We start from the raw sequence: 24469 nt of genomic DNA, 5'->3' as shown, positions 1-24469 counted from the left end.
TTACCCCTCCTGTTACAAAACAAAAGCCAAAGTATACTTATTTTATAATCAACAATAATTGATTATTTCTCGTCTCTCTTTCTTCTTCACTTACTAAGTCATACTTTTTTAAAAGATGAAATACATCATTTAATATTTCTTGTGAGTGATTACCTTGTAAAAAATTTTTTAACCCTTTAAAAATCTCTTCTGATAAAAAACTCTTTTGACTTTCAAGCTTATTCATCACATCTTCAATAGAATGATCAATGTTACATGCCATACTAAACTTCCCCCTCTATCCTCTATAAATAATATCCTCAGCTAACGATGTAAACACTTCTCCAACAAGAGAATCTTCATCATATACAGATGAACCATTATTTTCTTCACGTTTCGCAAAAGGTATTTGAGCAATTACTTCTGTTTGCAATTGTTCTGCAAGCATTTCGCCGCCGCCTTTTCCGAAGAGATAATTTTTCGATCCATCTTGTTCTTCATAATAAGCCATATTTTCCACAATACCTAAAATCTCATGCTTCGTATGTTTTGCCATTACACCGACTCTTGAAGCAACGAATGAAGCTACATTGTGCGGAGTTGTAACAATTATTTCTTTCGCTTGCGGAATCATCGCTGCAACATCGATCGCAACATCTCCTGTACCTGGTGGTAAATCAAGTAATAAATAATCTAATTCTCCCCAGTGCGTATTCGCAAGAAAATTTTGAATCCATTTATTTAGCATCGGTCCGCGCCACATAACTGGGTTATTTCCTTCTGTAAAAAATCCCATCGACATGATTTTAACACCGTGACTAATGACTGGAATTGCCGTTTGATCAATCATCGTTGGTTTCTTATTCGTTTCCATCATAGCTGGAATACTAAAACCATATATATCTGCATCTAATATCCCCACCTTTTTGCCCATACGCGCTAGTGCAGTTGCAAGATTAATTGTCACCGTTGATTTTCCAACTCCGCCTTTTCCGCTCGTTACAGTAATAAAACGTACTCCTGAATCCGGGCGAAGCATGCTCGGCATGCCAGTTTCTGTTCTAGTATTTTTCTTTAATTTCTCTGTTAAAGCTGTACGTTCTTCTTGTGTCATAGAACCAAATGTTACCTCCACTTTAGAGGCACCAATTGCGTGAAGTGATTCTTCAATATCTTGTTGAATTTTTGCTTTTAACGGACAACCTTGGATTGTTAGTACTACTTCAAGTTTAACCTCTGTTCCGTTCATTTGTATATTTCTAACCATATTTAATTCTACAACACTTTTGTGTAACTCTGGATCCTCTACATGTTTTAATGCATTCATTATTTGTTCTTGAGTAAGCATAGAACTCATCCCTTCTCTTATTCTAATTTATATACAACATTTTCTTGGCGCTTCATCTGGTGAAAAAGCTTATCATCCACCGCTAACAGGCGGGATTAATGCGACTATATCTCCAGCTTTTATCATCTCTTCATTCATTACAAACTCTTCGTTAACAGCGACCATCACTTTATCCAACGATTGTAAACAATAGCTGGCTTTAAGCCATTCTTTTAATTGTTGCACTGTCATTTCTTGCTTTTCTGAAATCACTAATCGATCCGATCCAACTTCCTCACGCAAATTTGCAAACAATAAAATTATAATCATTTTCTCATTCTTCCTTCTTTGGTTTTCCTTCTGGATATGGTGTATTTTCAAGTTGATCTCCAATCCACATCGTTCCATCTTCCCAAAATTCTTTTTTCCAAATTGGAACAATTCGTTTTATACGTTCAATCGCGTACTCATTCGCTTCATAAGCTACTTTACGATGCGGTGATGAAACTGCAATGACTACCGCAATATCCATTATTTCTAGCCGCCCTACACGGTGCGTAATTGCTACTTTTGTATCCGGCCATCTTTCACAAATTTCTTCTCCAATTCTCATAAGTTGTTTTACTGCCATCGGTTTATATGCTTCATACTCTAAATGTAGCGTTCGTTTTCCTTTTGTTAATTCTCTCACCGTACCAATAAATGTTGTAATCGCACCTGCTTCTCTTCTTGCGACTTTATTCGTTACTTCTTCAACTAAAATCGGATTATCTACAATCTCAAATAGCACTTGTTCCATTAAAACCACCTCTCACTTTATGAAATGTCCAAGGCCATTCACTACCTTCGTTATCTTCTAATAAAAGAACATCGACAAACATATCTTTTTTATATCCTCTTGTCCCGCCCGGCAATACGATAAACGCGTTGGATTCTGCCAATGAAGAAACTGAGCTAGATTTATCAAACCCTGATGGATAAGCGATTAATTTCCCCTCATCATATTGCAATTTTGCTCGTACAAATCTTGTAAATGGATTCGGTTTTAGAAAATCTTCTCCTAATAACGCTTTTTCTCTTTTTAAATGTACTTTTTCACTAAACATATACGTCCGAATACACGGTCTTACGAATAATTCAAACCCTACGTAACAAGCTGATGGATTTCCTGATAAACCAAATAATAACTTGCCATTTAATTGTGCTACAGTCGTAACACTTCCTGGTCGCATTGCAACTTTATTAAAAAGAACAGATGCACCTAACTTTTCGTAAATAGCTGGTAAATAATCATAATCTCCTACTGATACACCGCCCGTTGTAATTAACATATCTACTTGGCCAAGCGCTTCTTTCACAGCTGTAAAACACGTATTAAAATCATCACTAAACTTCCCAAAATATTTTACTCTTCCGCCCGCTCTTCGAATTTGAGACAATATCATGTACGTATTACTGTTTCGGATTTTCCCTGGCTGTAATGAATCATTGACATCCAGTAATTCACTCCCAGTCGCTAACAGTCCAATTACAGGCTTTCTCGCAACTGGTACTTCACTATAACCGAATGTAGCAAGAAGAGCTGAAATACCTGGATTAATGTACGATCCCTTCTTTGCAAGAACTGTTCCTTTACGAGCATCTTCACCTTGAAAAGAAATATTGTCGCCCTTTTTGAATGATCGCTTCACTTCCATATAATTGTTGCCATTCTTCTCATATTGACGAGTCAGCTCTAACATAACAACCGCATCACACCCATTCGGAATTTGTGCTCCCGTCATAATTCGAACTGCTTGAAACGGAGCTACTTTCTCATGGAATAGCGATCCTGCACCAATTTCACCCACTACTTCAAATACAATTGGCGTTTCATAACTTGCTAAATTAGTATCTTCTGCTCGAATAGCAAATCCGTCATTTGGCGAACGATTAAATGACGGTACATCATGGTCAGCTACTAAATCCTCTGCTAATATACGTCCATAAGCTAATTCAATTGGTAATAGCTCCTTTAAGCCTTTATCAGCAAATCCCATCACTTTACGAACAGCTTCTTCAACCGTAATTGGCACTCTTCTTTCCATTGTTGACACCCTCTCTATTAACCGAATACGCGATAATATAGTTGTTTCGCTTTCGAAATATCATTTGTACCATGAATAAAAACACGATCATCCTGAAAAACAACGATGCGGTAATCATCGAATCGGCAAGATAGTAAATACGGATTCCGATCTACTTTCCCCAATTTTTTTAATACTTTTTCTATATCATCAAAATTGTATTTCTTATTGTCTACTGTTCTAATTTGAACTGTATTTCTTCCGCATAAAACAGCTGCTTTCGTTTGGTTTTCGTATGATAAATAAGGATAAGTTCGATTTGAACCGCATGAGAGACAAGCGTCTGTTTTTATTTTCCCTAATTTTATAAAATGATTTTGATTACTCCATATATCAAACATGAAAAATGTTTTTCTAATTGCTGAGAAATCTTCCACTAAAATTTTGAGTGCTTCTGCCACTTGATATGCTGCGACGATTTGAACAGTAGGGCTAATAATTCCAGCGGTATCACATGTCACACCTGTAACAGGAATATTTTTAAGCATACAATGTAAACACGGTGTCTCTTGTGGAATAATTGTATAACTCATACCATACGATCCAACGCAAGAACCATATACCCACGGAATATTATGTTTTTGTGATAAATCATTTATTACAAATCGAATATCAAAATTATCTGTTGCATCAATGATTACATCTACATTTTTTAATAGACCTTCCATATTTTCTGAAGTTGCATCCATTACGAAAGCATGTATTTGTACTTCCGAATTAATTTGTTCTAACCGATTTTTTGCAGCAATTGCTTTCGGCATTTTCTCTCTCGCATTTTGTTCAGAGTACAATTGTTGCCTTTGTAAATTACTCCATTCAACGTAGTCACGATCAATAATCGTCAACTTGCCAACACCTGCACGTACGAAACTTTCGGCACTTGCACTTCCTAATGCGCCTGCCCCTACAATTAACACATGTTTATTTCGAATTTTTTCTTGTCCTTTACTCCCAATTGGTTTGAACAACTGTTGTCGTGAATACCGATCAGCCATTATATACCCTTCCTCTCAAGAACTCTATTTCATATTAGAATGTTGTTTCTGATAACAAGCAAAGTAAGCAAAACCAACAAACCCAGCTCCTCCAATTACATTTCCGATAAAAACAGGAACAAAATTTTTAGCCAGATCCATCCACGTTAGATGACCAGCAAAAATAACAGCGGAAATGACAAACATATTTGCTACTACTTGCTGAAATCCAATCACTACAAATGCCATAATTGGAATCCAAATTCCGATGATTTTTCCGACAAAATCACTCGTCCCGTAAGCGAGCCAAAGAGCAAGACAAACGAGCCAATTACAACCAATTGCTAAAATTAAAGTTCTCCCAAATGATTCATGTAACTTCCCTTCCGCTATCGCTACCGTTTTATTTAAATACTCTCCCTCTGTTAATCCGCCAAGATGCCCAAAGCAATACGCAACGAAAATTGCCCCAATAAAATTCATGAGAGTAATCCAAACCCAGTTATTCAGTACGCTTATCAATGTAATTTTCTTTGCATAAAGCGCCATAGACAGTGACATCATATTTCCCGTAATTAATTCTCCTCCTGCTAATACTACGAGCATGAGTCCAACAGGAAATACTGCTCCTCCTAAAACATTCACTAGACTTCCCCAGCGCTCAGGTAAATTCCCTAAAACTCGAATGTTAAGTAAAAAACCTATCGCAATAAACGCTCCTCCTAAAAAACCGAGAATAAGCATCGCTGGCAATGTCTGTCTTACTTTTTGAACACCGGCCTCAATGACAAGCTCAGCAATTTGTTCCGGCTTATGAAATGCCATTACCCATTCCTCCATTTTCTCCAAATAAAAAAGCAGCTTCAAAAAACCTCCTCAAAATAAAGGTTTTTGAATGCTGCTTAATTTCTCTGCACATCTTTTACAGAGGTATCAATCATCACTTTTACTATAAAATAGAAAATCCACAACTCTTGTAAATTTTCCATTTTTCACTATGAAGCTAGCTTTATATATTAACCACCGATATGTGACATTTCAATTTTAGGTATTGTTTTCTTATTTGTATGATTTAAGCGTTCATCTGAATAACGATCTTCCCTATTATTCCATATATCGCGTACTACATCTGTAATGTCCTCATCTGTATGTTCAGAACGAAGCAATTCTCTTAAATCATTTCCTTTAGAAGCAAATAAGCAAGTATATAATTTTCCTTCTGCAGAAATACGAGCTCTCGTACATGATGAGCAAAAAGAATCTGTTACTGATGAAATAATACCTATTTCCTCATCGCTTCCTATATAACGATACCTAGTAGCCACTTCACCAGAATAATTTGCTTCTATCCGTTCTAACGGCATAACTTGATGAATCGTATCTACTATTTCTTGTTTAGAGACGACCTCTTTTAAATCCCAACCATTATAATTTCCAACATCCATATACTCAATAAAACGAAGAATATGCTTATTTTCCTTAAAATATTGCGCCATCTGCAAAATGTCCTGTTCGTTTTTTCCCTTTTGAACGACCATGTTTATTTTAATTTTCATTCCAACTTCAGCTGCAGCCTGTATTCCTTCCAGAACCCTTTGCACTTTGCTCCTATTACCATTTAAATAGAAAAACCGCTCTTCTTCTAAGGAATCTAAGCTAACTGTTACACGTGATAGTCCCGCCTTATATAAATCAGGAGCAAACTTTTTAAGTAACGATCCATTGGTTGTTAAACCGATATCTTCTACACCATCAATTTTATTAAGGCGCTCAATAAGCTTTGGAAGCCCTCTTCGAAGTAACGGTTCTCCGCCCGTAATCCGTAATTTTCTCACACCTAAAGAAACGAAAATACGTGTTATCCTTTCAATTTCATCAAAAGATAAAATTTTATCATTAGACAAAAACGAGTAATCAGGACCAAATATTTCTTCTGGCATACAATATCGACAGCGAAAATTACAGCGATCAGTAACTGAAATACGTAAATCCTTTAACGGACGTTGCAACTTGTCTAATGTAACTGATTTCATCTTCATTGCCTCACTTTTATTTTATATTTAAAACACGTTCTGGATGGGTATATACATTTAAGGAGTGATTACGAATAAATCCTATTGTCGTAATACCTAAATCTTCCGCTAGTTGCAAAGCTAACTCAGTTGGAGCTGATTTTGATAGTATAATTTCACAACCGATTTTTGCAACTTTCAATAATATTTCCGAAGAAATACGACCACTAAAAACAATGATTTTATCTTTTATAGAAATATCGTTTCTTAAACAATAACCGTAAATTTTGTCTAATGCATTATGCCTACCAATATCCATTCGACTTAAAATAATACCATTCACATCACATAAAGCTGCATTATGAACCCCACCAGTATGATGAAACGTATCCGCAGATTGCTGCATTTCTTTCATTAACCGAAAACAATCCTCTGCAGCAACCTGTACATGGACACCCTTCATTTTTTTTGCACTTAGTGCATCATTTGCAAAAACAAACCCTTGCCTACTCATACCACAACAAGACGTAATATAGCGTTTATTTTGCATTTGTTCATAATACGGATTTACTTTTGTCGTTGTTACATGCACAAATCCTTCTTTCTCCTGCACCCATACACTATCAATATCTTCATACTTCCGAATGATTCCTTCAGACGCTAAGAAGCCTATTACCATATCTTCTATATATTCTGGAGTACTAACCATTGTAACAAACTCCTGTCCGTTCATTTTAATGGTGACAGGAAACTCTGTTACAATGCTGTCCTCTATATGTTTAAATGCTCCTTGTTCATAACGAAAGATTTCTCTTTCTACCTGTATCGGTTTCACGATCAGTATCCTTCTCTCACGTTATATTTTTATCAAAAACAAATACAGAAACTGCAATATCTTCTTCTACTTTCATATCTGAAAACAAATTCACTAATTTCGCTCCAACAAGTTCCTCCAAATGTTCACGTGAATTCACAGCATACACCTCTTGAATCATTTTCGTTCTAGCCATATGAACCATTTCCGCACCGTCCATCGTACTTGAAATAAATTTTTCAGTAGGTGTTAAGTTTCCATAAAGAGTCGCTATAGCCATATTTTCTGCAAAAACAGTATGAATTCGTTCTGGTCCTTTTCCGAAAAGTTCTTTTCGAAGTTTTCGTATCATATCATTAAATTCATGTACTTTTTTTGACATACAATCATACCTCCCAAAAGCCTCATTTTACTTTATTATATATTTTACCAAAATGAGCCTTCCGCCCAAACTATTTCGTACAAATATTTAGGCGGAAAGGTTCACTTCATGAAGTTTATTCGTCTTTTAACCCTTTCCCCATACCTTTTAAGAAATGAAGCCCAAACCCGATAGCACGGTTAATATCTGGGTCTTTCAATACTTTCATAAGATCGAATACCCCTACTTTTTTATTACTTTCTAGATGTTCATTACCTTCTTCTAGCCCGACTAATAAACTACCTATAAGCTTTTTCGTAAGTTCTGGGTCAAGTTCAGTTAACGCCCCTGCAGCACCCATCATATTATTAATTAAATTTGTAACAGGCTCACGAGTTACTTGACCTAGAACGATCTTTGCAATTGGTTCTTTCGCTTTCAGCATAGAATTTGCAGCTTCTAGCATTCCAATGTCATTTAATTCCCCTACTATATTAAACATCTGATTTAGAGCTTCTTCATTATTAGTTAAAAGCTCCTTTAAATCATCTAATTTTTGCTGTTTTATTTCTTCCTCAGTTAATTCTTGTTTTTGAATCATTTTTATAGGTGCAGCCATAGTTTTCTCCTCCTACTTATCCGTTAAATGCACATACCCTGGACGTGCCCACTTACGATGTACCTCAATGCCAGCTTGAGGGTGACGTTTTTTATTGCGTGGGTTCGCTTTTGGCATCGGATTTTCGCCATCAACTTCTAACACTTCCATACGCACTTTCGTTTGTTTATACGCAGGTGTATTCGTACGTACATCCACAGCAGGACCTGTTAAGAAATTAATTGCCGTTTCGTTATCTGTAGAGTTCATCGGTAAATATAACTCATTCGCTTTTACACGATCTGTAACGAGTGCACGTAATTTTAATGCTCCAAAAGGAGAGACAAGACGAACTAACGAACCTGTTTTTACGCCACGTTCTTTTGCAAGGTCTGGAGAGATTTCAACGAAAACACCAGGTACTTTCGTTTGAATACCTGTTGATTTATTTGTCATATTCCCTTCATGGAAATGCTCAAGCATACGACCGTTGTTAATGTGAAGGTCGAACTCAGCTGGAAATTCAGCTGGACGTACCCAGTCAGCAATCGCAAAACGAGCTTTTTTATCTGGGAAGTTAAATCCATCTTGGAACAGAAGTGGTGTATTTGTTCCATCAAAACTTCCCCAATGGAAACTGTTCCATCCTTCAAGCACTTCATAGTTCGCTTGCGAGAATAATGGTGATAAACTTGCCATTTCAGCAAAGATTTCACTTGGGTGGCTATAATTCCAGTTTGCCCCTAGTTTATTCGCAACCTCTTGGACGATCCACCAGTCTGGTTTCGCGTCTCCTAGCGTAGGAAGAACTTGATATAATCTTTGGACACGGCGCTCTGTATTTGTGAAAGTACCTTCTTTCTCAAGAGATGGCGCTGCTGGTAATACAACATCTGCATATTGAGCAGTTTTAGAAAGGAAAACATCTTGCACAACGAAGAAATCAAGGCTCGACAACACTTCATGTACATGATTTGCATTAGAATCTACAAGAGCCATATCTTCTCCGACAAGATACATTGCTTTCATTTTTCCTTCGTCAATTGCGTGAAGCATTTCAATATTATTAAGACCTGGTTCACTATCAATTTTCACTCCGTAAGCAGTTTCAAATTTCACACGTTCCATTTCGTTAGTAACGTGCTGATATCCTGGAAGCCATCCTGGTAAAGTACCCATATCACAAGCACCTTGTACGTTATTGTGACCTCGAAGTGGGTATGCACCTGCTCCTGGACGACGATAGTTCCCTGTTGCAAGAAGTAAGTTTGAAATTGCAGCGGAAGTATCAGAACCACCTGTATTTTGCGTTACCCCCATACCCCAAAGGATACATGTACCATCTGCATCACGAATCATTTCAGCCATTTGAATAAGTGTTTCTTTTGAAATACCTGTTACTTCTTCTGCATATTCAAGTGTATATTCTTTTAGGCTCTCTTTGAAATCTTCAAAGAAGTTTACATTCTCATTAATAAATTCCTGATCATGCCAACCTTGATCGATCATATATTTCGTAACAGCCATTAACCATACTTGATCTGTTCCTTGTTTTGGACTAATAAAGACATCTGATCGCTCTGCCATTTCGGTTTTACGAAGATCAGCTACAATTAACTTTTGTCCGTGTAATTTATGTGCACGTTTAATACGTGTAGCTAGAACAGGATGACCTTCTGTCGGATTACATCCCACAATAATAACAAGACCAGATTGCGCAATATCTTTAATCGTTCCGGCATCACCGCCCATACCAATTGTACGGAACAAACCATCCGTTGCTGGTGATTGGCAATAACGTGAGCAGTTATCAATATTATTCGTTCCAAATACTTGTCGAGCTAATTTTTGAATTACATAATTGTCTTCATTTGTAATTTTAGAGGAAGAAATAAATCCAATAGAACCTTTACCGTACTCTTCTTTAATAGCGCCTAATTTATTTGCAACTACATTCAGTGCTTCTTCCCATGTAGATTCAACAAACGTTCCATTTTTACGAATTAAAGGTTTTGTTATTCGTTCTTTAGAATTTACGAAATCCCAACCAAATTTCCCTTTTACACAAGTGGAAATTGCGTTAACTGGTGCATCTGAAGATGGCTGTACTTTAAGGATTTTACGCCCCTTCGTCCACACTTCAAACGAACAACCTACACCACAAAATGTACATACTGTTTTCGTTTTCTTCGTACGAGTATCACGCATGGCCGCTTCCACTTCTGATACCGCAAAAATACCGCTATACCCAGGCTCAACTTCTTTAATTAAATCTACCATCGGTTCAAGAATATCTGGTTTTAATCCCGTCATAAATCCAGCTTCACCGAGCATCGTTTTCTCCATTAAAGCGTTACAAGGACAAATCGTTACACATTGACCACAGCTAACGCATGAAGAATCATTAATATTTACTCCTTCATCCCAAATAACTCGTGGGCGTTCCGCTTCCCAGTCTATCGATAACGTTTCATTTACTTGTAAGTTTTGACACACCTCAACGCATTGACCGCATGCAATACATTGATTAGGATCATAGCGATAAAACGGATGCGTCATATCAACTTCACTTACATCTACTTTCGGTTCATACGGATATTTTTGATGTTCGATTTCCATTAATTCTGCTGTATTATGCAGTTTACAGTTCCCATTGTTGTTGTCACATACTGTACAGTATAATAAATGATTTTCTAGTAACCGATCCATCGCCTCTGTTTGTGCTTCTTTTGCGCGAACAGAAGCACGTTCAATGTTCATACCTTCCGTTGCTATCGTCGAACAAGAACGCATTAACTTTCCGTCAACTTCTACAATACAAGTGTCACATGTTTGAATAGGATCTACTTCTGGCACGTAACAAATTTGCGGATGTTCAATCCCGTTCTCATTAATAACACCCAATATCGTCGAACCAGGCTCCGCTGTATACTTTTTTCCGTCAATTGTAATATGAACCATGTTGTCATTCATGGTCTTTCCCCCTTTTTGAGAATAAAAAAACTCCACCACGAAAATATACGCACCACATTTTTGGCACGCTATCATCATGGTGGAGTAGTTTATTAGCACATCTTGCTAAAATACCAATCCATTTATTCATAAATAAAACGATAGATTCATAACAGGTCATATCACGATTCCATCTTTAACACTATAATTATAGCGTTAAAGTTAAAAATATACAATATAAAATTTAAACTACGCATATGTCAGCTTGTAACTATCCATAATAACCCATATAAAACATAACAAGGAGTAAGCGAACAAATGGGGTCTTTTAATAAATGGATTCGTGGTGAAAAATCTTTTTCTACCAAAGAGCAAGCTAATCACACATTAAATAAATCTATCTCTTCTTCCCTTTCCCTTAATTTAAAGCACTTGTCCAAACTGTTTAGCGGTATTCCAGAATTAATAACACGCACTTTTCCATTAAAAAACGGACAGGAAGCTGCACTTATATATATGGAAGGACTTGTAGACAAAACTGTTATTAACGTAAACATTCTTCGTCCTCTCTTATTTAAAGAGTGGAATGAAGACGATTTTTGGGAAGCCTCTGTTTCTATCGGAAATATTAAAAAAGTTCAACAGTGGACAGACATTGAACAATCTCTTTTACACGGCAAAAGTATTTTATTTATAAACGGGCAACTATCCGCTTTAGAGCTTGATACGCAAGCGGCACCAAAAAGGAGCATTGAAGAACCTACAACAGAGAGCTCCATAAAAAGCTCACACGAAGGATTTAATGAAGTAGCGAGCGACAGCCTTGCACTTATTCGTCGATATATTCCAAATCGCGAATTGAAAGTGAAGGAATTCACTGTTGGTGAACGAGCTACTTCAAAGGTTTTTTTGCTTTATCTAGCAGATGTTGCGAACGAAAATGTCGTAAAAGAAATGGCATCCCGTATCGAGTCAGTAAAAGTTGATGCGATTCTTACTACTGGTGAATTAGAGGGATTTGTTGAAGATAATTCCTTTACTCTCTTTCCGCAATTATCAATAACTGAACGTCCTGACACAACAGCACATCATATTCTAGATGGGCGAATTGCCGTTATTGTAGATCGCTCACCAGGCGTATTAATAGGACCTATGACCTTTTCATCCTTTTTTCAGACGATAGATGATTACAGCTTCAGACCTATGATTCCATCTTTTATACGACTCCTTCGTTTCACTGGACTATTTATTGCAATATTTGCTCCTGCTCTTTATATTGCTATGATTTCCTTTCATTATGAAGTAATTCCACTTAAATTATTGTTAACAATTGGAGAATCTCGAGCTAAAATTCCTTTTCCGCCTATATTAGAAGCACTTTTGATGGAATTAGTACTTGAAATGCTACGCGAAGCTGCAGTTCGACTTCCCGGTCCCGTCGGACAAACAATTGGCGTCGTAGGAGGGATTGTTATTGGACAAGCTGCAGTTCAAGCAGGAATCGTAAGTAATGTTATGGTTATCGTCGTATCTATTACCGCAGTCGCTTCTTTTATCATTCCCAATCTGGAAATGTCAGCAGGAGTTCGGATTCTTCGCTTTCCAATGATGATAATCGCTTCTTTATTCGGAGTCATTGGAATTATGGTTGGAATGTCAGTTATCATCATCCATATTCTTTCTATGGAATCACTTGGTGTTCCTTACGGTAGTCCTTTTTCTCCATCATTTGCTACGGATTTAAAAGACGTTCTTGTGCGTTTGCCATGGAAACTAATGAAGAAACGACCACTATCCCTTAACTTAAAACAAGAAAATCGACAACCGGATATAGAAGAAAAGGAGGAAGATAAGTGACAAAGCGTGTAAAGAGGGAGATTAGTTTATTTCAATACATTTTAACGATTAGTGGTGTTCAAGTAGGATTCGGTGTACTTACACTGCCACGTGAAGTGGCCCAAGGGGCGAATACAGATGGCTGGATGTCTATTATTATAGGATGCGCTATCACTACTTTAGTCAGTCTATGTATTGTAAAAATCATGGAGAAGCATCCTGGTTACCATTTACTTGATGTGCTAACTCGTTATATTGGAAAATGGTTAGGAAGAGTAGGAATGATTTTTTGGATTTTATATGCTGTTCTTGCAGCGGTTTCTTTAATTTTTTCCCTCTTATACGTTATTCACATTTGGATTTTGCCTAGATCTCCAATGTTTTTAATCATGATGCTATTATCTATTCCAATGGTAATGCTCGCATGTAAAGGTGTTCTTATTATTAGCCGCTATGCTGTTTTTACTGTCTTATTTACACTCTGGATGCCATTACTATTATTTATCCCACTTAAAGATGGGCATTGGATTTATCTTCTTCCTCTCCTTAAAGAGGGATGGATACCAGTTTTCAACACAGTAAAATCAACTATTATTGCCTTTCTCGGATTTGAGTTTGCATTCGTCCTTTATCCTTACCTCAGTAATAAATCATCTGCAAAAAAAGGGATTGTTCTTGCGAATTTGATTACTTTATTCGTTTACCTGCAAGTGACGTTCGTTTCTTTCCTTTATTTTAGCCCAGATGGTATAACTAAGTTTTTATGGCCGACTCTTTCTCTTGTTACACCATTTCACTTCTCATTTCTTGAGCGATTTGAAATTATCTTTTTGTCATTTTATCTCTTTATTATTTTTGATTCTTGCATTCCTTATATTTTTACTGCTTCAGATGGAATCAATCAATTACTTAACAAAAAAAGGAGTTCATTACCTATTTATGGTTTATTATTCGGGTGTATCTTCATCTTATTCTTTTATATCCCTTCCTCTTACCAAATAAGTGCGTTGCGAGAATTTTGGGGAACTGCAAGTTATTTTATCGTTTTTCTATTCCCGGTCGTATTTCTCTTATACATGACACTTTATCAGCATTGGAAAAGGAGAAGAGTTTAAATGAGGCGCTTTATTCATTTCACTATACTTTACTTTCTCATAACCTTTTTAACAGGCTGTGGAGATCGACTCGACTTAGAAAAACAATCGATTTCATTAATTTACGGCTTTGATGCAAAAGCAAAAGGAAAATTAATTGTGTACCACGTAAATCCTATTTTTAATGAAGACGTAGAAAAAAAGTACGAAACACATGAAGCGAAAGTACGTACACCTCGAGAAGCAAAAGCAACGTTTAATAGTTCAAGTGGCGGTTTAGTATCTACAGAAAAGTTACAGCTCATTTTATTTAGCACAAATTTTTTAAAACAAGAAGGGGCTATGCCTTACCTTGATGTTTGGTATCGTGATCCTAAAAACACTGGAAACATGCGCATGGTTGCAGTAGACGGTCCAATTTCTTCAGTTATATATAATAACTTTAAAGATAAGCCTGCCCTTCCCGAGTATTTAACAGATTTAATTAATACGAACAAACTGTACAATCGGACCGTTTTTACGACATTCCATGAATTTCACAGGCAAACGTTTAATAAAGGTATAACACCTGCTATTTCAGAAATAAAAAAAGGTAAAAAGGATGTTATCGTTACTGGTTCCGCGCTATTAACTTCTCGCGGAATTTATAAAATGTCATTAAATCGTTATGAAAGCGCCCTTCTTCTTTTGTTACAAAAGAAAGCGAATACACCGGTTTCGCTTACATTGAAAATCCCTTCTACTTCAGTTGAAAGTAATAGTGATTTAAAAGATACCGATGGCGGCGATTTCGTAACAATAAATGTTCTTAGCATGGATCGTGATATCCATACAGATTATAGCGATAACCACTTCAAATTTCATGTTAAAATGGATTTGAAAATTGCTGTCTCTGAACTTACATTCAATATGGATATAGACAAAGATAGAAAGAAATTAACTTCTCTTATTACAAAACAACTAAACAAAGATTTGAACGATTTAATCCACAACATTCAAAAACAGCAACTTGATCCATTCGGATTTGGTGATTATGCGAGAGCGTTTCAATATAAAGAATGGAAACAAGTCGAAGATGATTGGCCGTGTGCCTTTTCAAAAGCTAATGTGAAAGTGGCACCAACTATTAAAATTTTAGAAAATGGGATTATTAAATAGAAAAAACACGCTACTTGTTCTTATATGAATAAGTAGCGTGTTTTCATTTCCATTACAAGTATTATTTCAATGGACTATACTTTATTTCTATTTCTAACATTACTATGTTTTTTAGCATATACAAAATATATGAAAACCCCTATTATAATCCATGCCACAAAACTAATTAAAGTAAGCTTAGAAAGGTTCAATGCCAAATATATACAACTTACTATTGAAACGATAGGTAAAAAAGGTACTAGAGGGGCACGGAATGGCCTCTTCATATTAGGATGTGTCTTTCTTAATACAATGACAGCTATAGATACAAACACAAATGCTGTTATCGTTCCCATATTCACTAAATTAGCTAATAAATTCAAATCCACTAATCCCGCTAATAAAGCTGCTAGTATACCTGTAACCCACGTATTAAAAAATGGAGTTTGTAAACGTTTATGGACACTTGAAAGTCTTTTTGGTAACAGTCCATCTCGACTCATCGAGTAAGATACACGAACAAATGCAAACATAGCTACTAACAGAACTGTTGTTAGACCTGCTATCGCTCCCACCGATAACAACCCAGCAATTCTATCTTCTCCTACAGTGCGCAACGCATATGCAACCGGATCAGCAACATTTAATTCCGTAAACGGAACCATTCCAGTTAGCACGAATGAAACACCTACATATAGAACGGTACAAATGAACAAGGAAACAAGTAGCCCAATTGGCACGTTACGTTGTGGACGCTTCACTTCCTCTGCGGCTGTTGCAACTGCATCAAATCCTAAAAAAGCAAAAAATACAGTAGCAGCGCCCCCTACCACACCGTGAAAACCAAACGGTAGAAATGGTTGCCAATTCTCTGGTCTTACATATTGTGTCCCTACAACAATAAATCCTACAATAACAGCCAGTTTAATAATAACCATTATATTATTAATTCGTGCACTTTCTTTTGCACCACGGCTTAATAAAAATGTAACAACTAAAATAATAAGAACTGCTGGTAAATCAATGATTCCACCCTTCCCCATTCCTGGTGCCGAAGCAAAAACCGTAGGAATGTGAATATTAAAACCTAGTAGTAATGACTGAAAATATGCTGACCAGCCTGCTGCAACCGCAGAAGTCGCTAATAAATACTCCAGCATAACACACCAGCCAACTATAAATGCAAAAATCTCACCTAGTGTCATATATGTATATGAATATACACTTCCCGAAACTGGAACTGTAGATGCAAATTCAGCATAACAGAAAGCTACACATGCACATATAATTGCCGCTAATACAAAAGATAATACAATCGCCGGACCAGCATGTTTCGCTGCTACAATACCAGTTAATACGAAAATACCTGTACCAATAATTGCTCCAATACCTAAAAGAGTTAAATCAATCGCTCCTAAAGTTTGATTCAATACTTTTTTCTTTTCTTCATCCATTGCTTTCTTTATGAAAAGACTCATTCTTTGAAACCTCTTTTTCAAGTTTATCTCTTACTCGTTACATTCTTTATTACTGTTCTATTTTAAAAATAAAAATATACATAGTTCACTTCCCCTATAGACTTAGTAACCCGTCTCAATAAAAACAGAAAAATCAATCTCTTTATACCGTATTGAATTTTCAAAATATTAACTATACCAAAAAACCATTAAGAATGCTGATTGAATTTATCATACAATTAATTATATTGTCAATAATAAATCACTCAAAAATAATCGGCTGATTATGTATCAAATGTTATTTTTATACATAATTATTTTCTCAAAAACATTGTTGTTTTCCACCTTAATATTCATATGCATTTTATTACATTGATTTTCATACAATTTTCATTACATACAATGCAATAAAAATCATAATAACCTCAAATAAATTATTATTTTTAGATAATAATTTATTTGAGGTTATGTCACCATTTTAATACTAACAAAAAAGTGCAGATTTTCATCTGCACTTTTTTTTATTCTTCCACTTCAGCTTCTGCACTACTATTTTCAAGATGCTCCTTCTGAGCTTCCTCTTGCAACTCTGCTGAAATCATCCCATAATAAAGTTCCGGATATAACCCAAATATTTGATATACACTTCCTAAAAACGGCATCAGAATCCCTCTTTTCTAAAGTTGTATTGCCACTTTTAAGGATTCCCTTTTCATTCATTATACATTCGTTTTTGGCGTTTCTTCTTCATCTTGAACACTTAATAAATTTTGCCATTTTTTATACGGAGCGCTATTTGGATCTACATATCCTTTTGCATGCGAGCGATCCCACAATTGTTTAATAAACATTTCTTTCTCTTTCTTTGCCACCATATCGGCACCTGTACCGTAATAGTTCTGGAAATACAACTCGATTTCATCGAGGAATAGTCTTAATAATTCATCTGATGTTTCTTCTAATGTCGGATCATACTTCGCTTCACGGTCATACATTAAAATCATATCTAAAAGATTGTGGACATGTTCTTTTCTAAGCCATCTTACATCTTGGGCTCCTAATACGAACGGATGTGTATATAAATGTCCACCTTGTATCATCGCCTTTTCTTGCTCTTCTTCAAATCGTGACAAGATGTTTTCATAAATAAACGGATTATGAAGCAATGCTCTGTGTAATTTATAACTTTCGCTTGAAATATTTTTCCCCATCGACTGAATTAAAAAGCTACGTCCTACACCGTTATATTGATACACAAATTGTCCATCAACAGCAACTAAACTAATCCAGCGATACATATATGCGTATAGTAATGCACGATTACATTTATCATAATCTAATTTTGTTTGAGTCGCGTTTAAATCTGGCATAAAGGCTGGTAAGTGCCAATACTTATCTAAATGCGGCGTTAAACTAGATTTTTTACTATTTAATTTATTTACACGGCGATAATACGATTGGAAATAGTCACCTTTATCATTCATAAATCCGTTTGAAATATGTCCTGATGATAATTTAGGAAAATCTTGCAGCGATAAGCCGTAATGCGCTCGATAACAGATTACTTCAAATGGCGAAAAGGCTTCATGTACTGTATCTTTTTCTTTAAACATTTCTTGAATTAATTCCTCTTGCAGCTCTTTCTTTAAAGAAGGATGTATACCCCAATATTGTAATTCCCTATGATGAGCAACTTTCGGAACGAATGGACTCGCTAAATGGAACAGGTCTTCAATTTTTTCACGAACGTATTCATCGCGATCACGTTTCTTATAATCTGCTTCTTTTCGCAACGCTTCAATGATATTCAGTTCTAATTTATCACGATAGCGTACTTGCAGTTCGTCATAACAATAGCTCAGTATATGTTCTCGGTAGAAATCCTCTACCTTTTTCGACTGAATCTCTTCTGTTTTCGCATCACGACAATATTCCCCGTACAAACTCATATAAATTTCCGCTGATATATCTTTCGGTAGTACACCTAAATTTAAATGTTGCTGCATATCTTGCCATATCTTTTCTTGCAGCTGTTCCTCAGCTAATACATATACATTCGTCGGGTTTGTTTTCCCTTCAAATTCCTTACTGCGCTTTTGGATTTCAAACAGTAAATTTTCACGTGTTTCATGTAAATTATCAAAAAATCTTTCCCAATATTGAATCATTTTATTAACTGCTTGATATAGCGATTGATATACAAGTTCTAATAGCATTTCTTTTCGATATTCATTTAATTTGTGTACATATTGCGTTATGATGTCTTCAAATTCTCTTTTGAATAAACGTTGCTGATTATTAATCATTTTTCCAAACCAGCCTTGTTGTTGAGCAATTTCTACTCGGCGTACAGCCGTTACCGTTCCATCGATATTACCCACATTAAATTTTTTATCGTAGTTTTGAATTACATTTCGCTTTTGTTCATTATTTTCATGTAGTCGATTCATTTTTTCCACTAACTGCTTTCGAATTTCATATAACATAAAACGTGCTGCTACTGGGTGAACTGGATCTGTTTTCTTTAAAAACCATGTATTTAATTGATAGGACTGCCCTTCAGAACCACTTGGTGAAAAGCGGTCTGATTCAATCATGTCATATAAAAGTGTCGTTACATGTTCATGTACACGGCTCGGAATCGCATACGCATATAAACGAACCGCATGATCCACTCTTGCCACTTCACCTTTCATTTGTTCCATCATTTTCAGTTTCGCAGCTGAAATTTTACACTCATGTTGCAGACGATTTAATTCCTCATCTTTTTGCACCGTTCGTTGTACATAACTTTCTACAGCTTCTAAAAACAGTTTTGATTTCGCAACTCCGAGCTTACCACCCTCTGCTCCTTCACGTGTTTCATTGTACATTTGTCTATAGAAAATATGAGCTTGCTCTGGACGGGTAGCAAGATGTTCCAAGTCCTCTAAATAACTTTTACCTCTCTCCGGCTTTTCACGCTGCATCCCACGTTTTACATCTTGGTCATATCTTTGCTTCTTCTCTTGAAACAGTTGATCTAAATGAAGCCACGATTCATCTAAACCTTGCACAGCCCATTTTAAAGCACAATATTTTAACACATGCTCATACGGATAAATGAGTTTTGCCGTTCCTGCCCCGCAATATCGTCCTTTTCCGCTTGATTCTGCTAATTGCTGAATTTGATTGTCTTCTTGTGCAAAATGACTTGTGGACATCGGGCTAAATAACTGTAAATAAATTGTATTTGCCATCTGTTCCATATAATCTGATAAATTGTGTAAATGGTGTCCATGTAGGTTTTCATAATCGTATAAGAAACAATAATTGTACGGTAAATGATGTTGTTTAATTGTATGATTCGTTCTTCCGTCTTCATCTACTTGATCAGGGCGATACTCTAATTCAATTGTTACACCGCCGCGTTTTGATAATTCTCCAGTAGAACCGAGCGTAATAGCATGTAATTCTTTTAACGATGCATAGCCATTTGCTTGCACCGTTTCAAATTCTTTCGCGCTAACTGTTCTCGTCTTTACTAAAACATCCGGCATTAAAAACGCACCGCGTATTAAAATGTTATGATGCTGCAATTTCTTCCGAAGCATTTCACGTAAATATAATGCAATTTGCAGAAACATCCCTGAACCTGTTCCGCCTGCTAGTGATGTTACTATAATGACACGCACACCATATTCCGTTTGATCACTTGTAACCGGAAAAATTTTCTCGATTTCTTGCCAAAAAGACGTCAATTTATCTTCTTTCATCGCAGCACGTAACGCTAAACGTGAAATAACGCGTAACTGTCCTGCTCCTTCTGTTAATGGCTTATCAAGTATAGTCGGATCCATCGGAAACCACTCTGGGATCGTTGGATCTCCTGCAATATACTCCCTAGGCGTTTTACTAGAACTTGTTTGTGTCTTAAACTTTCGAATATGATCAAATTTACTTAATGTATTCACATCTGTATCAAATACGTGCATTGCTACCTTTTTTCGGCGCTCTTCAGGCAGTTTTTCATATATTTGATGCGTCACAGTACTACCGATTCCACCTAAACCAATTAATATTGTTGGAACTTGTAATGTCATGTGAACCACCTTCCTATTCTTGCTTGTTTGAAAAAAGGGAAAGAGAATGAATACTCCATCCCCTTCTTATCCCTACCTACTATTCACATTCGTACTTGTAAATCTCCTTACCATATCCTCTATCAATTAGTAAAAGTTCATTTGGATATAGTGTCTTATGTTCCATTCCTACTTCATCCTCTGTTATAAACATTCCATCAATAATCATTCCAACTACTTGTGATTCTTTCGCTACAAAGACAGATTTCGAACCTTTCTTCGCTATAAATGTAACGGATTGCACAGTTTTTCTTTCTGCTCTAAATGGGATCCCAAAATAATGGTTCCACCATTTATTTCGAAGTAATTCTGGTTCAGATTGATATAGCCAATCTTTCGCTACCTCTTGATCCCATTCATAATACAGTAGTGCTTTCCGGTGAAATCTTGGCCGAACAATCCATCCTAAAACAATGATTCCTACTACTAACAGTAATAAAGTGATAGGAATGACAAACTTAAAAATAAGCGCATATTTTTCATAAAACGGAGCATCTTGAATATGGAATGTTATGTTTTTCTTTACTTCTTGTAACTTTGAATCCTGCATTACGATGGTAGCTTCTACGGTGCCGGTATCTGTAAAATTAAATGTGTCGGAGTAATAAGGACGAGGATAAACATAGATTTGATTTCCATGTTGCTTTATTTCATAGTTGATTGATTGTTTAGATGTGACACCAGTAGATTTTAATAGTTTCTTTACAGCCTCTTCTGTCATCGGCTTACCATCTAACTGTGGTTGTATAATAAACGGTTTACTATTCTCTAAATTTGTTACTTTTTCTTCATAATCTTTCGTAATCGTTTGTAGTGATAATTTTGGTTTTTCCGTTACTTCGATTTTAAATTCTTTCGTCTGTCTGTAAAATCCCTTTATGTTCATATGAACTTTCCCACGCACTAGCCCTTTAGCAATCTTCATTTCGTAGTAAAATACATGTTTTTTATCGTCCCACTTCATCGGGTACTGTTTTCCTTCTATTTCTAATTCTGCCTGAAAGTAAGAAGACTGAACTGGCAACTCCGTAGGCTTTGCTTCAATAACAGCAGTAACACCTTCATACATTTTCTCTACATTTTTTTGACTACTATCATCTTTGGCATAAGTAGAAACCGTATAATTAAGCGCTGGTTCAACTAGTACTTGTAGTCCTTCTTTCTCAATGTCCTGGTCCACTTCTATCGTATAAGTTCCTGGTTTAATAACTTCCTCATTTTCCGTACTTATATGAACTATATTTCCGAACAATTTTGCTTCTCCTGGTGCATGTATGGAAAAAGAAGATTGTAATTGTAATGGTTTAGAAATTTGTGTGACCTGATAATCGGGCAGAGAAGACGATTGTCGTACAAGCGTCATACGCTTTAACGGAAACGGTGTTGTAATCTCTACTCTTTTCCCCACTACTTTCGTTTTTACAATCGATTCAACAGAGGAGAATGGATCACGATTTGCAACTAATGCTGCCACTTGATTTACACTTTTTACAATGCCATCTTCTCCGCTTGACGGCATCGTAACACCATTTATCTCTTTCTTCCATATTTCCTTGAACGTATTTAGTTGTTCTTTTTCTTGTTGTCCTAAATCTTCTTCCATCGTAATTAAGACTGGATGTAACGATATCTTTTTTGCATCCATTTCTTTCTTAAACTGGGCTAATTTCTGCAAAATTTGTTCTTTTCCGCCAACCTTATCTTTCTCTAAATCATTAAATGCCCCGTCAGTTAATACAATAAGCCAAAATTCACGTTTTCCATCTATATCTGCTTCCTTTTTTATAGATTGCATCGCCGTTTCTACCGCGCTAAATGGAGTATTTAAATACGTTTTCCATGCTCCAATTCCCTCAATTTCTGTTTGCCTTTTATCCTTCGTTAACGAAATGTTTAATGGCTCATTCGGCTTACTCATTGGAACGTAAGAAAATTTATCTTTTTCATCCAATAGCGCAACTAAACTTTGCAAAGCATAATTGGCATATTTCCAGCGATCGTTATTTCTCATGCTGCCCGAATCGTCATATACAAGTGAAACGACCCTTTCCTTTGCCTCCTCTCCTTTTGCAAAAGCTGATAAAGGTAAACATATAAATAGAAACAACATGAACGTGGCACAAATTCGGATTTTCATGATGAGGCTTCGCCACCTTTGTAGACAAATTCCTATGTTTAAATTTATGAGAGGAAACAAGATATATGACTTGTATTTTAGGACAACGAACCCAGCATAATTTTATTATGTAAACAGTTATAAGAACTGAATATTATTCCTTCTAGCGTTTTCTATCCGATACTATAAGTAAAAAAGCCTGTTTAAGCTCCACACTTAAAACAGACTTTTCCTACTTTTTATTTTAAAAACACATAACAAAAAGTTTGATTTTTGACTTAACACATCACTTCTATTGTAAATCCACCAGGTGCTTCAACGTAAAACGTATACGCATGGACATGCTTAGGAGGCTCGACCAAAAATCCATCTTCCTTCAATCTTTCATTTATCTTATCTACTTGTTCTTCACTTTCTTGTGGAAATCCTACGTGAAATGTTCTTGGATACTGAACTTCTTTTCCTTTCATTAAAGTTAGTATAAATCCATCATTATCACGCATAACTGCAAAGCCATTTCCCCTTGTTCCACTACAAATTAGACCAAAATACTTCTCTAAAAACTCTCTAGCTGCTGTTACATCTGTAACTGTTAAATTAAGATGTTTAATTCCCAATCCTTCACCTTCTTTCTCAATTTTCTAACATTTTATCATACAAATAAAAAACACGCCTTCCACAGCGTGTTTCATTGCTTTACATACACTTCAACAATCGGATTCTCTTTATTATCCGCATGCAAGCGTATATTCTCTTCACTTGTATTATAAATACTAGCTAATAACATTATCGTTAACACATTAGGTGTCTTCGCATCACTTCCGTATTTTCTCTCAAGCGCCTCCTTATATTCAAAATCTAAATCCCCCTGCACATATGTATACACTTCAAAACCATCTTCTAAATTGCAAACTACTGTATCAATAATATCTGTCCCTACTTGCTTCTTCATTTCCTCTCGTAACGCTTCAATAAAATCTTCCCATGGTACTTCGTATGTCTGAAACTGATCTGTAGATTTCATGCCTTTTCCTCCTTATATATCCTCTTCTTATATTTCCCCTTTCCTATAACAATTATGATAGATAGGGCATTCGTACAAGCCGCACTTGTCCCCCTTACATATCGTATTACTGTAATGCGGAAGGAGGAAAGAATATGCATAGACAAAAATGTTATGATACATGCCAACGTTATTTCGGAAAAGTTGTTCGGATTGAAGACCGTGATGGCCGTATACATTTAGGTAAAATAATCGATGTGACACAAAACTCTGTATGGATCGAACCGGTGCAACAGCGCTCATCTTTTGATTCAGGGTTCGGATACTACGACGCTTATGCAAACGGTGGTTGTGACCTTTGTGGAGGCCTTAGCAGGTGTGATAGTTGTGGATTCGGATGCGGTGGTGGATTCAGCAGCTGCGGATGTGGTGGTCGTGGTTGTAGTAGTTGTGGTTGCGGCGGCTGGGGAGGCGGCGGTTGTGGCTGGGGTGTTGAACTCGGATTTGGTTTCATCTTCGGAATTACATTAGCTGCATTATTTTTCATTTAACATAGTAAAGA

Annotated in this window: 22 protein-coding genes; 4 read left to right on the top strand and 18 right to left on the bottom strand. The window is 36.2% G+C overall.

Annotated features, from left to right (window positions below):
• Positions 1-37: 37 nt before the first annotated feature.
• From B9A45_RS11645 to fdhF, 12 genes are all read right to left on the bottom strand, one after another.
• Positions 38-262, bottom strand: a complete 225-nt coding sequence (locus B9A45_RS11645; protein WP_000752383.1) for a hypothetical protein — start codon at positions 260-262, stop codon at positions 38-40.
• A gap of 15 nt (positions 263-277) precedes the next feature.
• Positions 278-1327, bottom strand: coding sequence for a P-loop NTPase (locus B9A45_RS11640; RefSeq protein WP_000957509.1), 1050 nt, complete (start codon positions 1325-1327; stop codon positions 278-280).
• Between the two features lie 72 nt (positions 1328-1399).
• On the bottom strand, positions 1400-1636 hold the full coding sequence (gene moaD / locus B9A45_RS11635; RefSeq protein WP_000583943.1) for a molybdopterin converting factor subunit 1: 237 nt from the start codon (positions 1634-1636) through the stop codon (positions 1400-1402).
• Positions 1637-1640: 4 nt separating this feature from the next.
• Positions 1641-2105, bottom strand: a complete 465-nt coding sequence (moaE, locus tag B9A45_RS11630; RefSeq protein WP_000438664.1) for a molybdopterin synthase catalytic subunit MoaE — start codon at positions 2103-2105, stop codon at positions 1641-1643.
• Positions 2086-3393 (bottom strand): molybdopterin molybdotransferase MoeA, encoded by a 1308-nt coding sequence (glp, locus tag B9A45_RS11625; protein WP_084064049.1) that lies wholly within the window; start codon positions 3391-3393, stop codon positions 2086-2088. The genes moaE and glp overlap by 20 nt, the downstream gene beginning before the upstream one ends.
• A 17-nt stretch (positions 3394-3410) precedes the next feature.
• Positions 3411-4427, bottom strand: a complete 1017-nt coding sequence (locus B9A45_RS11620; RefSeq protein ID WP_084064048.1) for a molybdopterin-synthase adenylyltransferase MoeB — start codon at positions 4425-4427, stop codon at positions 3411-3413.
• Positions 4428-4451: 24 nt separating this feature from the next.
• A complete protein-coding gene (locus B9A45_RS11615; RefSeq protein WP_000863998.1) occupies positions 4452-5231 on the bottom strand; it encodes a formate/nitrite transporter family protein in 780 nt (259 codons plus the stop codon).
• 191 nt (positions 5232-5422) lie between these two features.
• Complete coding sequence (gene moaA / locus B9A45_RS11605) at positions 5423-6439, bottom strand: GTP 3',8-cyclase MoaA (RefSeq protein ID WP_000844124.1); 1017 nt, start codon at positions 6437-6439, stop codon at positions 5423-5425.
• 16 nt (positions 6440-6455) lie between these two features.
• Complete coding sequence (fdhD, locus tag B9A45_RS11600) at positions 6456-7253, bottom strand: formate dehydrogenase accessory sulfurtransferase FdhD (RefSeq protein ID WP_000802689.1); 798 nt, start codon at positions 7251-7253, stop codon at positions 6456-6458.
• Between the two features lie 16 nt (positions 7254-7269).
• Complete coding sequence (locus tag B9A45_RS11595; RefSeq protein ID WP_000039583.1) at positions 7270-7614, bottom strand: Na-translocating system protein MpsC family protein; 345 nt, start codon at positions 7612-7614, stop codon at positions 7270-7272.
• A gap of 115 nt (positions 7615-7729) precedes the next feature.
• Positions 7730-8212 (bottom strand): helical membrane plugin domain-containing protein, encoded by a 483-nt coding sequence (locus B9A45_RS11590; RefSeq protein ID WP_000729897.1) that lies wholly within the window; start codon positions 8210-8212, stop codon positions 7730-7732.
• A gap of 12 nt (positions 8213-8224) precedes the next feature.
• Positions 8225-11164, bottom strand: coding sequence for a formate dehydrogenase subunit alpha (gene fdhF / locus B9A45_RS11585; RefSeq protein WP_084064047.1), 2940 nt, complete (start codon positions 11162-11164; stop codon positions 8225-8227).
• Positions 11165-11461: 297 nt separating this feature from the next.
• On the opposite strand from fdhF, the gene B9A45_RS11575 reads away from it, so the two are divergent.
• Genes B9A45_RS11575 through gerSC form a run of 3 tightly spaced genes read left to right on the top strand, consistent with a single transcriptional unit; the run spans position 11462 to position 15231 of the window.
• A complete protein-coding gene (locus tag B9A45_RS11575; RefSeq protein WP_000534506.1) occupies positions 11462-13000 on the top strand; it encodes a spore germination protein in 1539 nt (512 codons plus the stop codon).
• Complete coding sequence (locus B9A45_RS11570) at positions 12997-14094, top strand: endospore germination permease (protein WP_084064046.1); 1098 nt, start codon at positions 12997-12999, stop codon at positions 14092-14094. Before B9A45_RS11575 ends, B9A45_RS11570 begins: the two co-directional genes overlap by 4 nt.
• Complete coding sequence (gene gerSC / locus B9A45_RS11565; protein ID WP_069605282.1) at positions 14095-15231, top strand: spore germination protein GerSC; 1137 nt, start codon at positions 14095-14097, stop codon at positions 15229-15231. It begins immediately after the preceding gene.
• A 74-nt stretch (positions 15232-15305) separates the two neighbouring features.
• Here gerSC and B9A45_RS11560 read toward each other — a convergent pair whose 3' ends face one another.
• The 6 genes from B9A45_RS11560 to B9A45_RS11535 form a co-directional block, all read right to left on the bottom strand.
• Entirely contained in the window at positions 15306-16688 is a 1383-nt protein-coding gene (locus tag B9A45_RS11560) for an APC family permease (protein ID WP_000051665.1), read from the bottom strand.
• 500 nt (positions 16689-17188) lie between these two features.
• Positions 17189-17329, bottom strand: a complete 141-nt coding sequence (locus tag B9A45_RS11555) for a hypothetical protein (RefSeq protein ID WP_001116193.1) — start codon at positions 17327-17329, stop codon at positions 17189-17191.
• A 57-nt stretch (positions 17330-17386) separates the two neighbouring features.
• A complete protein-coding gene (locus B9A45_RS11550) occupies positions 17387-20749 on the bottom strand; it encodes a tubulin-like doman-containing protein (protein WP_000175107.1) in 3363 nt (1120 codons plus the stop codon).
• Between the two features lie 79 nt (positions 20750-20828).
• On the bottom strand, positions 20829-22925 hold the full coding sequence (locus tag B9A45_RS11545) for a vWA domain-containing protein (protein ID WP_084064045.1): 2097 nt from the start codon (positions 22923-22925) through the stop codon (positions 20829-20831).
• Positions 22926-23182: 257 nt separating this feature from the next.
• Positions 23183-23521, bottom strand: a complete 339-nt coding sequence (locus tag B9A45_RS11540) for a VOC family protein (protein ID WP_048568319.1) — start codon at positions 23519-23521, stop codon at positions 23183-23185.
• A gap of 71 nt (positions 23522-23592) precedes the next feature.
• Positions 23593-23928 (bottom strand): hypothetical protein, encoded by a 336-nt coding sequence (locus tag B9A45_RS11535; RefSeq protein WP_000842888.1) that lies wholly within the window; start codon positions 23926-23928, stop codon positions 23593-23595.
• A gap of 134 nt (positions 23929-24062) precedes the next feature.
• On the opposite strand from B9A45_RS11535, the gene B9A45_RS11530 reads away from it, so the two are divergent.
• The gene (locus B9A45_RS11530) at positions 24063-24458 is read left to right on the top strand and encodes a hypothetical protein (protein ID WP_000554977.1); all 396 of its coding nucleotides are present in this window, start codon (positions 24063-24065) and stop codon (positions 24456-24458) included.
• Positions 24459-24469: the final 11 nt, after the last annotated feature.

The organism is Bacillus sp. JKS001846 (genome assembly GCF_900176455.1).
Lineage (GTDB): Bacteria > Bacillota > Bacilli > Bacillales > Bacillaceae_G > Bacillus_A > Bacillus_A cereus.
Note: the sequence above shows the minus strand (reverse complement) of the source record. Positions and strands in the feature narration are given on the sequence as shown.

Excerpts from the sequence above, each read along its gene's own strand:
- B9A45_RS11645 (WP_000752383.1), bottom strand. The coding sequence starts at position 262 with ATGGCATGTAACATTGATCATTCTATTGAAGATGTGATGAATAAGCTT.
- B9A45_RS11640 (WP_000957509.1), bottom strand. The coding sequence starts at position 1,327 with ATGCTTACTCAAGAACAAATAATGAATGCATTAAAACATGTAGAGGAT.
- moaD (WP_000583943.1), bottom strand. The coding sequence starts at position 1,636 with ATGATTATAATTTTATTGTTTGCAAATTTGCGTGAGGAAGTTGGATCG.
- moaE (WP_000438664.1), bottom strand. The coding sequence starts at position 2,105 with ATGGAACAAGTGCTATTTGAGATTGTAGATAATCCGATTTTAGTTGAA.
- glp (WP_084064049.1), bottom strand. The coding sequence starts at position 3,393 with ATGGAAAGAAGAGTGCCAATTACGGTTGAAGAAGCTGTTCGTAAAGTG.
- B9A45_RS11620 (WP_084064048.1), bottom strand. The coding sequence starts at position 4,427 with ATGGCTGATCGGTATTCACGACAACAGTTGTTCAAACCAATTGGGAGT.
- B9A45_RS11615 (WP_000863998.1), bottom strand. The coding sequence starts at position 5,231 with ATGGCATTTCATAAGCCGGAACAAATTGCTGAGCTTGTCATTGAGGCC.
- moaA (WP_000844124.1), bottom strand. The coding sequence starts at position 6,439 with ATGAAATCAGTTACATTAGACAAGTTGCAACGTCCGTTAAAGGATTTA.
- B9A45_RS11595 (WP_000039583.1), bottom strand. The coding sequence starts at position 7,614 with ATGTCAAAAAAAGTACATGAATTTAATGATATGATACGAAAACTTCGA.
- B9A45_RS11590 (WP_000729897.1), bottom strand. The coding sequence starts at position 8,212 with ATGGCTGCACCTATAAAAATGATTCAAAAACAAGAATTAACTGAGGAA.
- fdhF (WP_084064047.1), bottom strand. The coding sequence starts at position 11,164 with ATGAATGACAACATGGTTCATATTACAATTGACGGAAAAAAGTATACA.
- B9A45_RS11575 (WP_000534506.1), top strand. The coding sequence starts at position 11,462 with ATGGGGTCTTTTAATAAATGGATTCGTGGTGAAAAATCTTTTTCTACC.
- gerSC (WP_069605282.1), top strand. The coding sequence starts at position 14,095 with ATGAGGCGCTTTATTCATTTCACTATACTTTACTTTCTCATAACCTTT.
- B9A45_RS11560 (WP_000051665.1), bottom strand. The coding sequence starts at position 16,688 with ATGAGTCTTTTCATAAAGAAAGCAATGGATGAAGAAAAGAAAAAAGTA.
- B9A45_RS11555 (WP_001116193.1), bottom strand. The coding sequence starts at position 17,329 with ATGCCGTTTTTAGGAAGTGTATATCAAATATTTGGGTTATATCCGGAA.
- B9A45_RS11550 (WP_000175107.1), bottom strand. The coding sequence starts at position 20,749 with ATGACATTACAAGTTCCAACAATATTAATTGGTTTAGGTGGAATCGGT.
- B9A45_RS11545 (WP_084064045.1), bottom strand. The coding sequence starts at position 22,925 with ATGAAAATCCGAATTTGTGCCACGTTCATGTTGTTTCTATTTATATGT.
- B9A45_RS11535 (WP_000842888.1), bottom strand. The coding sequence starts at position 23,928 with ATGAAATCTACAGATCAGTTTCAGACATACGAAGTACCATGGGAAGAT.
- B9A45_RS11530 (WP_000554977.1), top strand. The coding sequence starts at position 24,063 with ATGCATAGACAAAAATGTTATGATACATGCCAACGTTATTTCGGAAAA.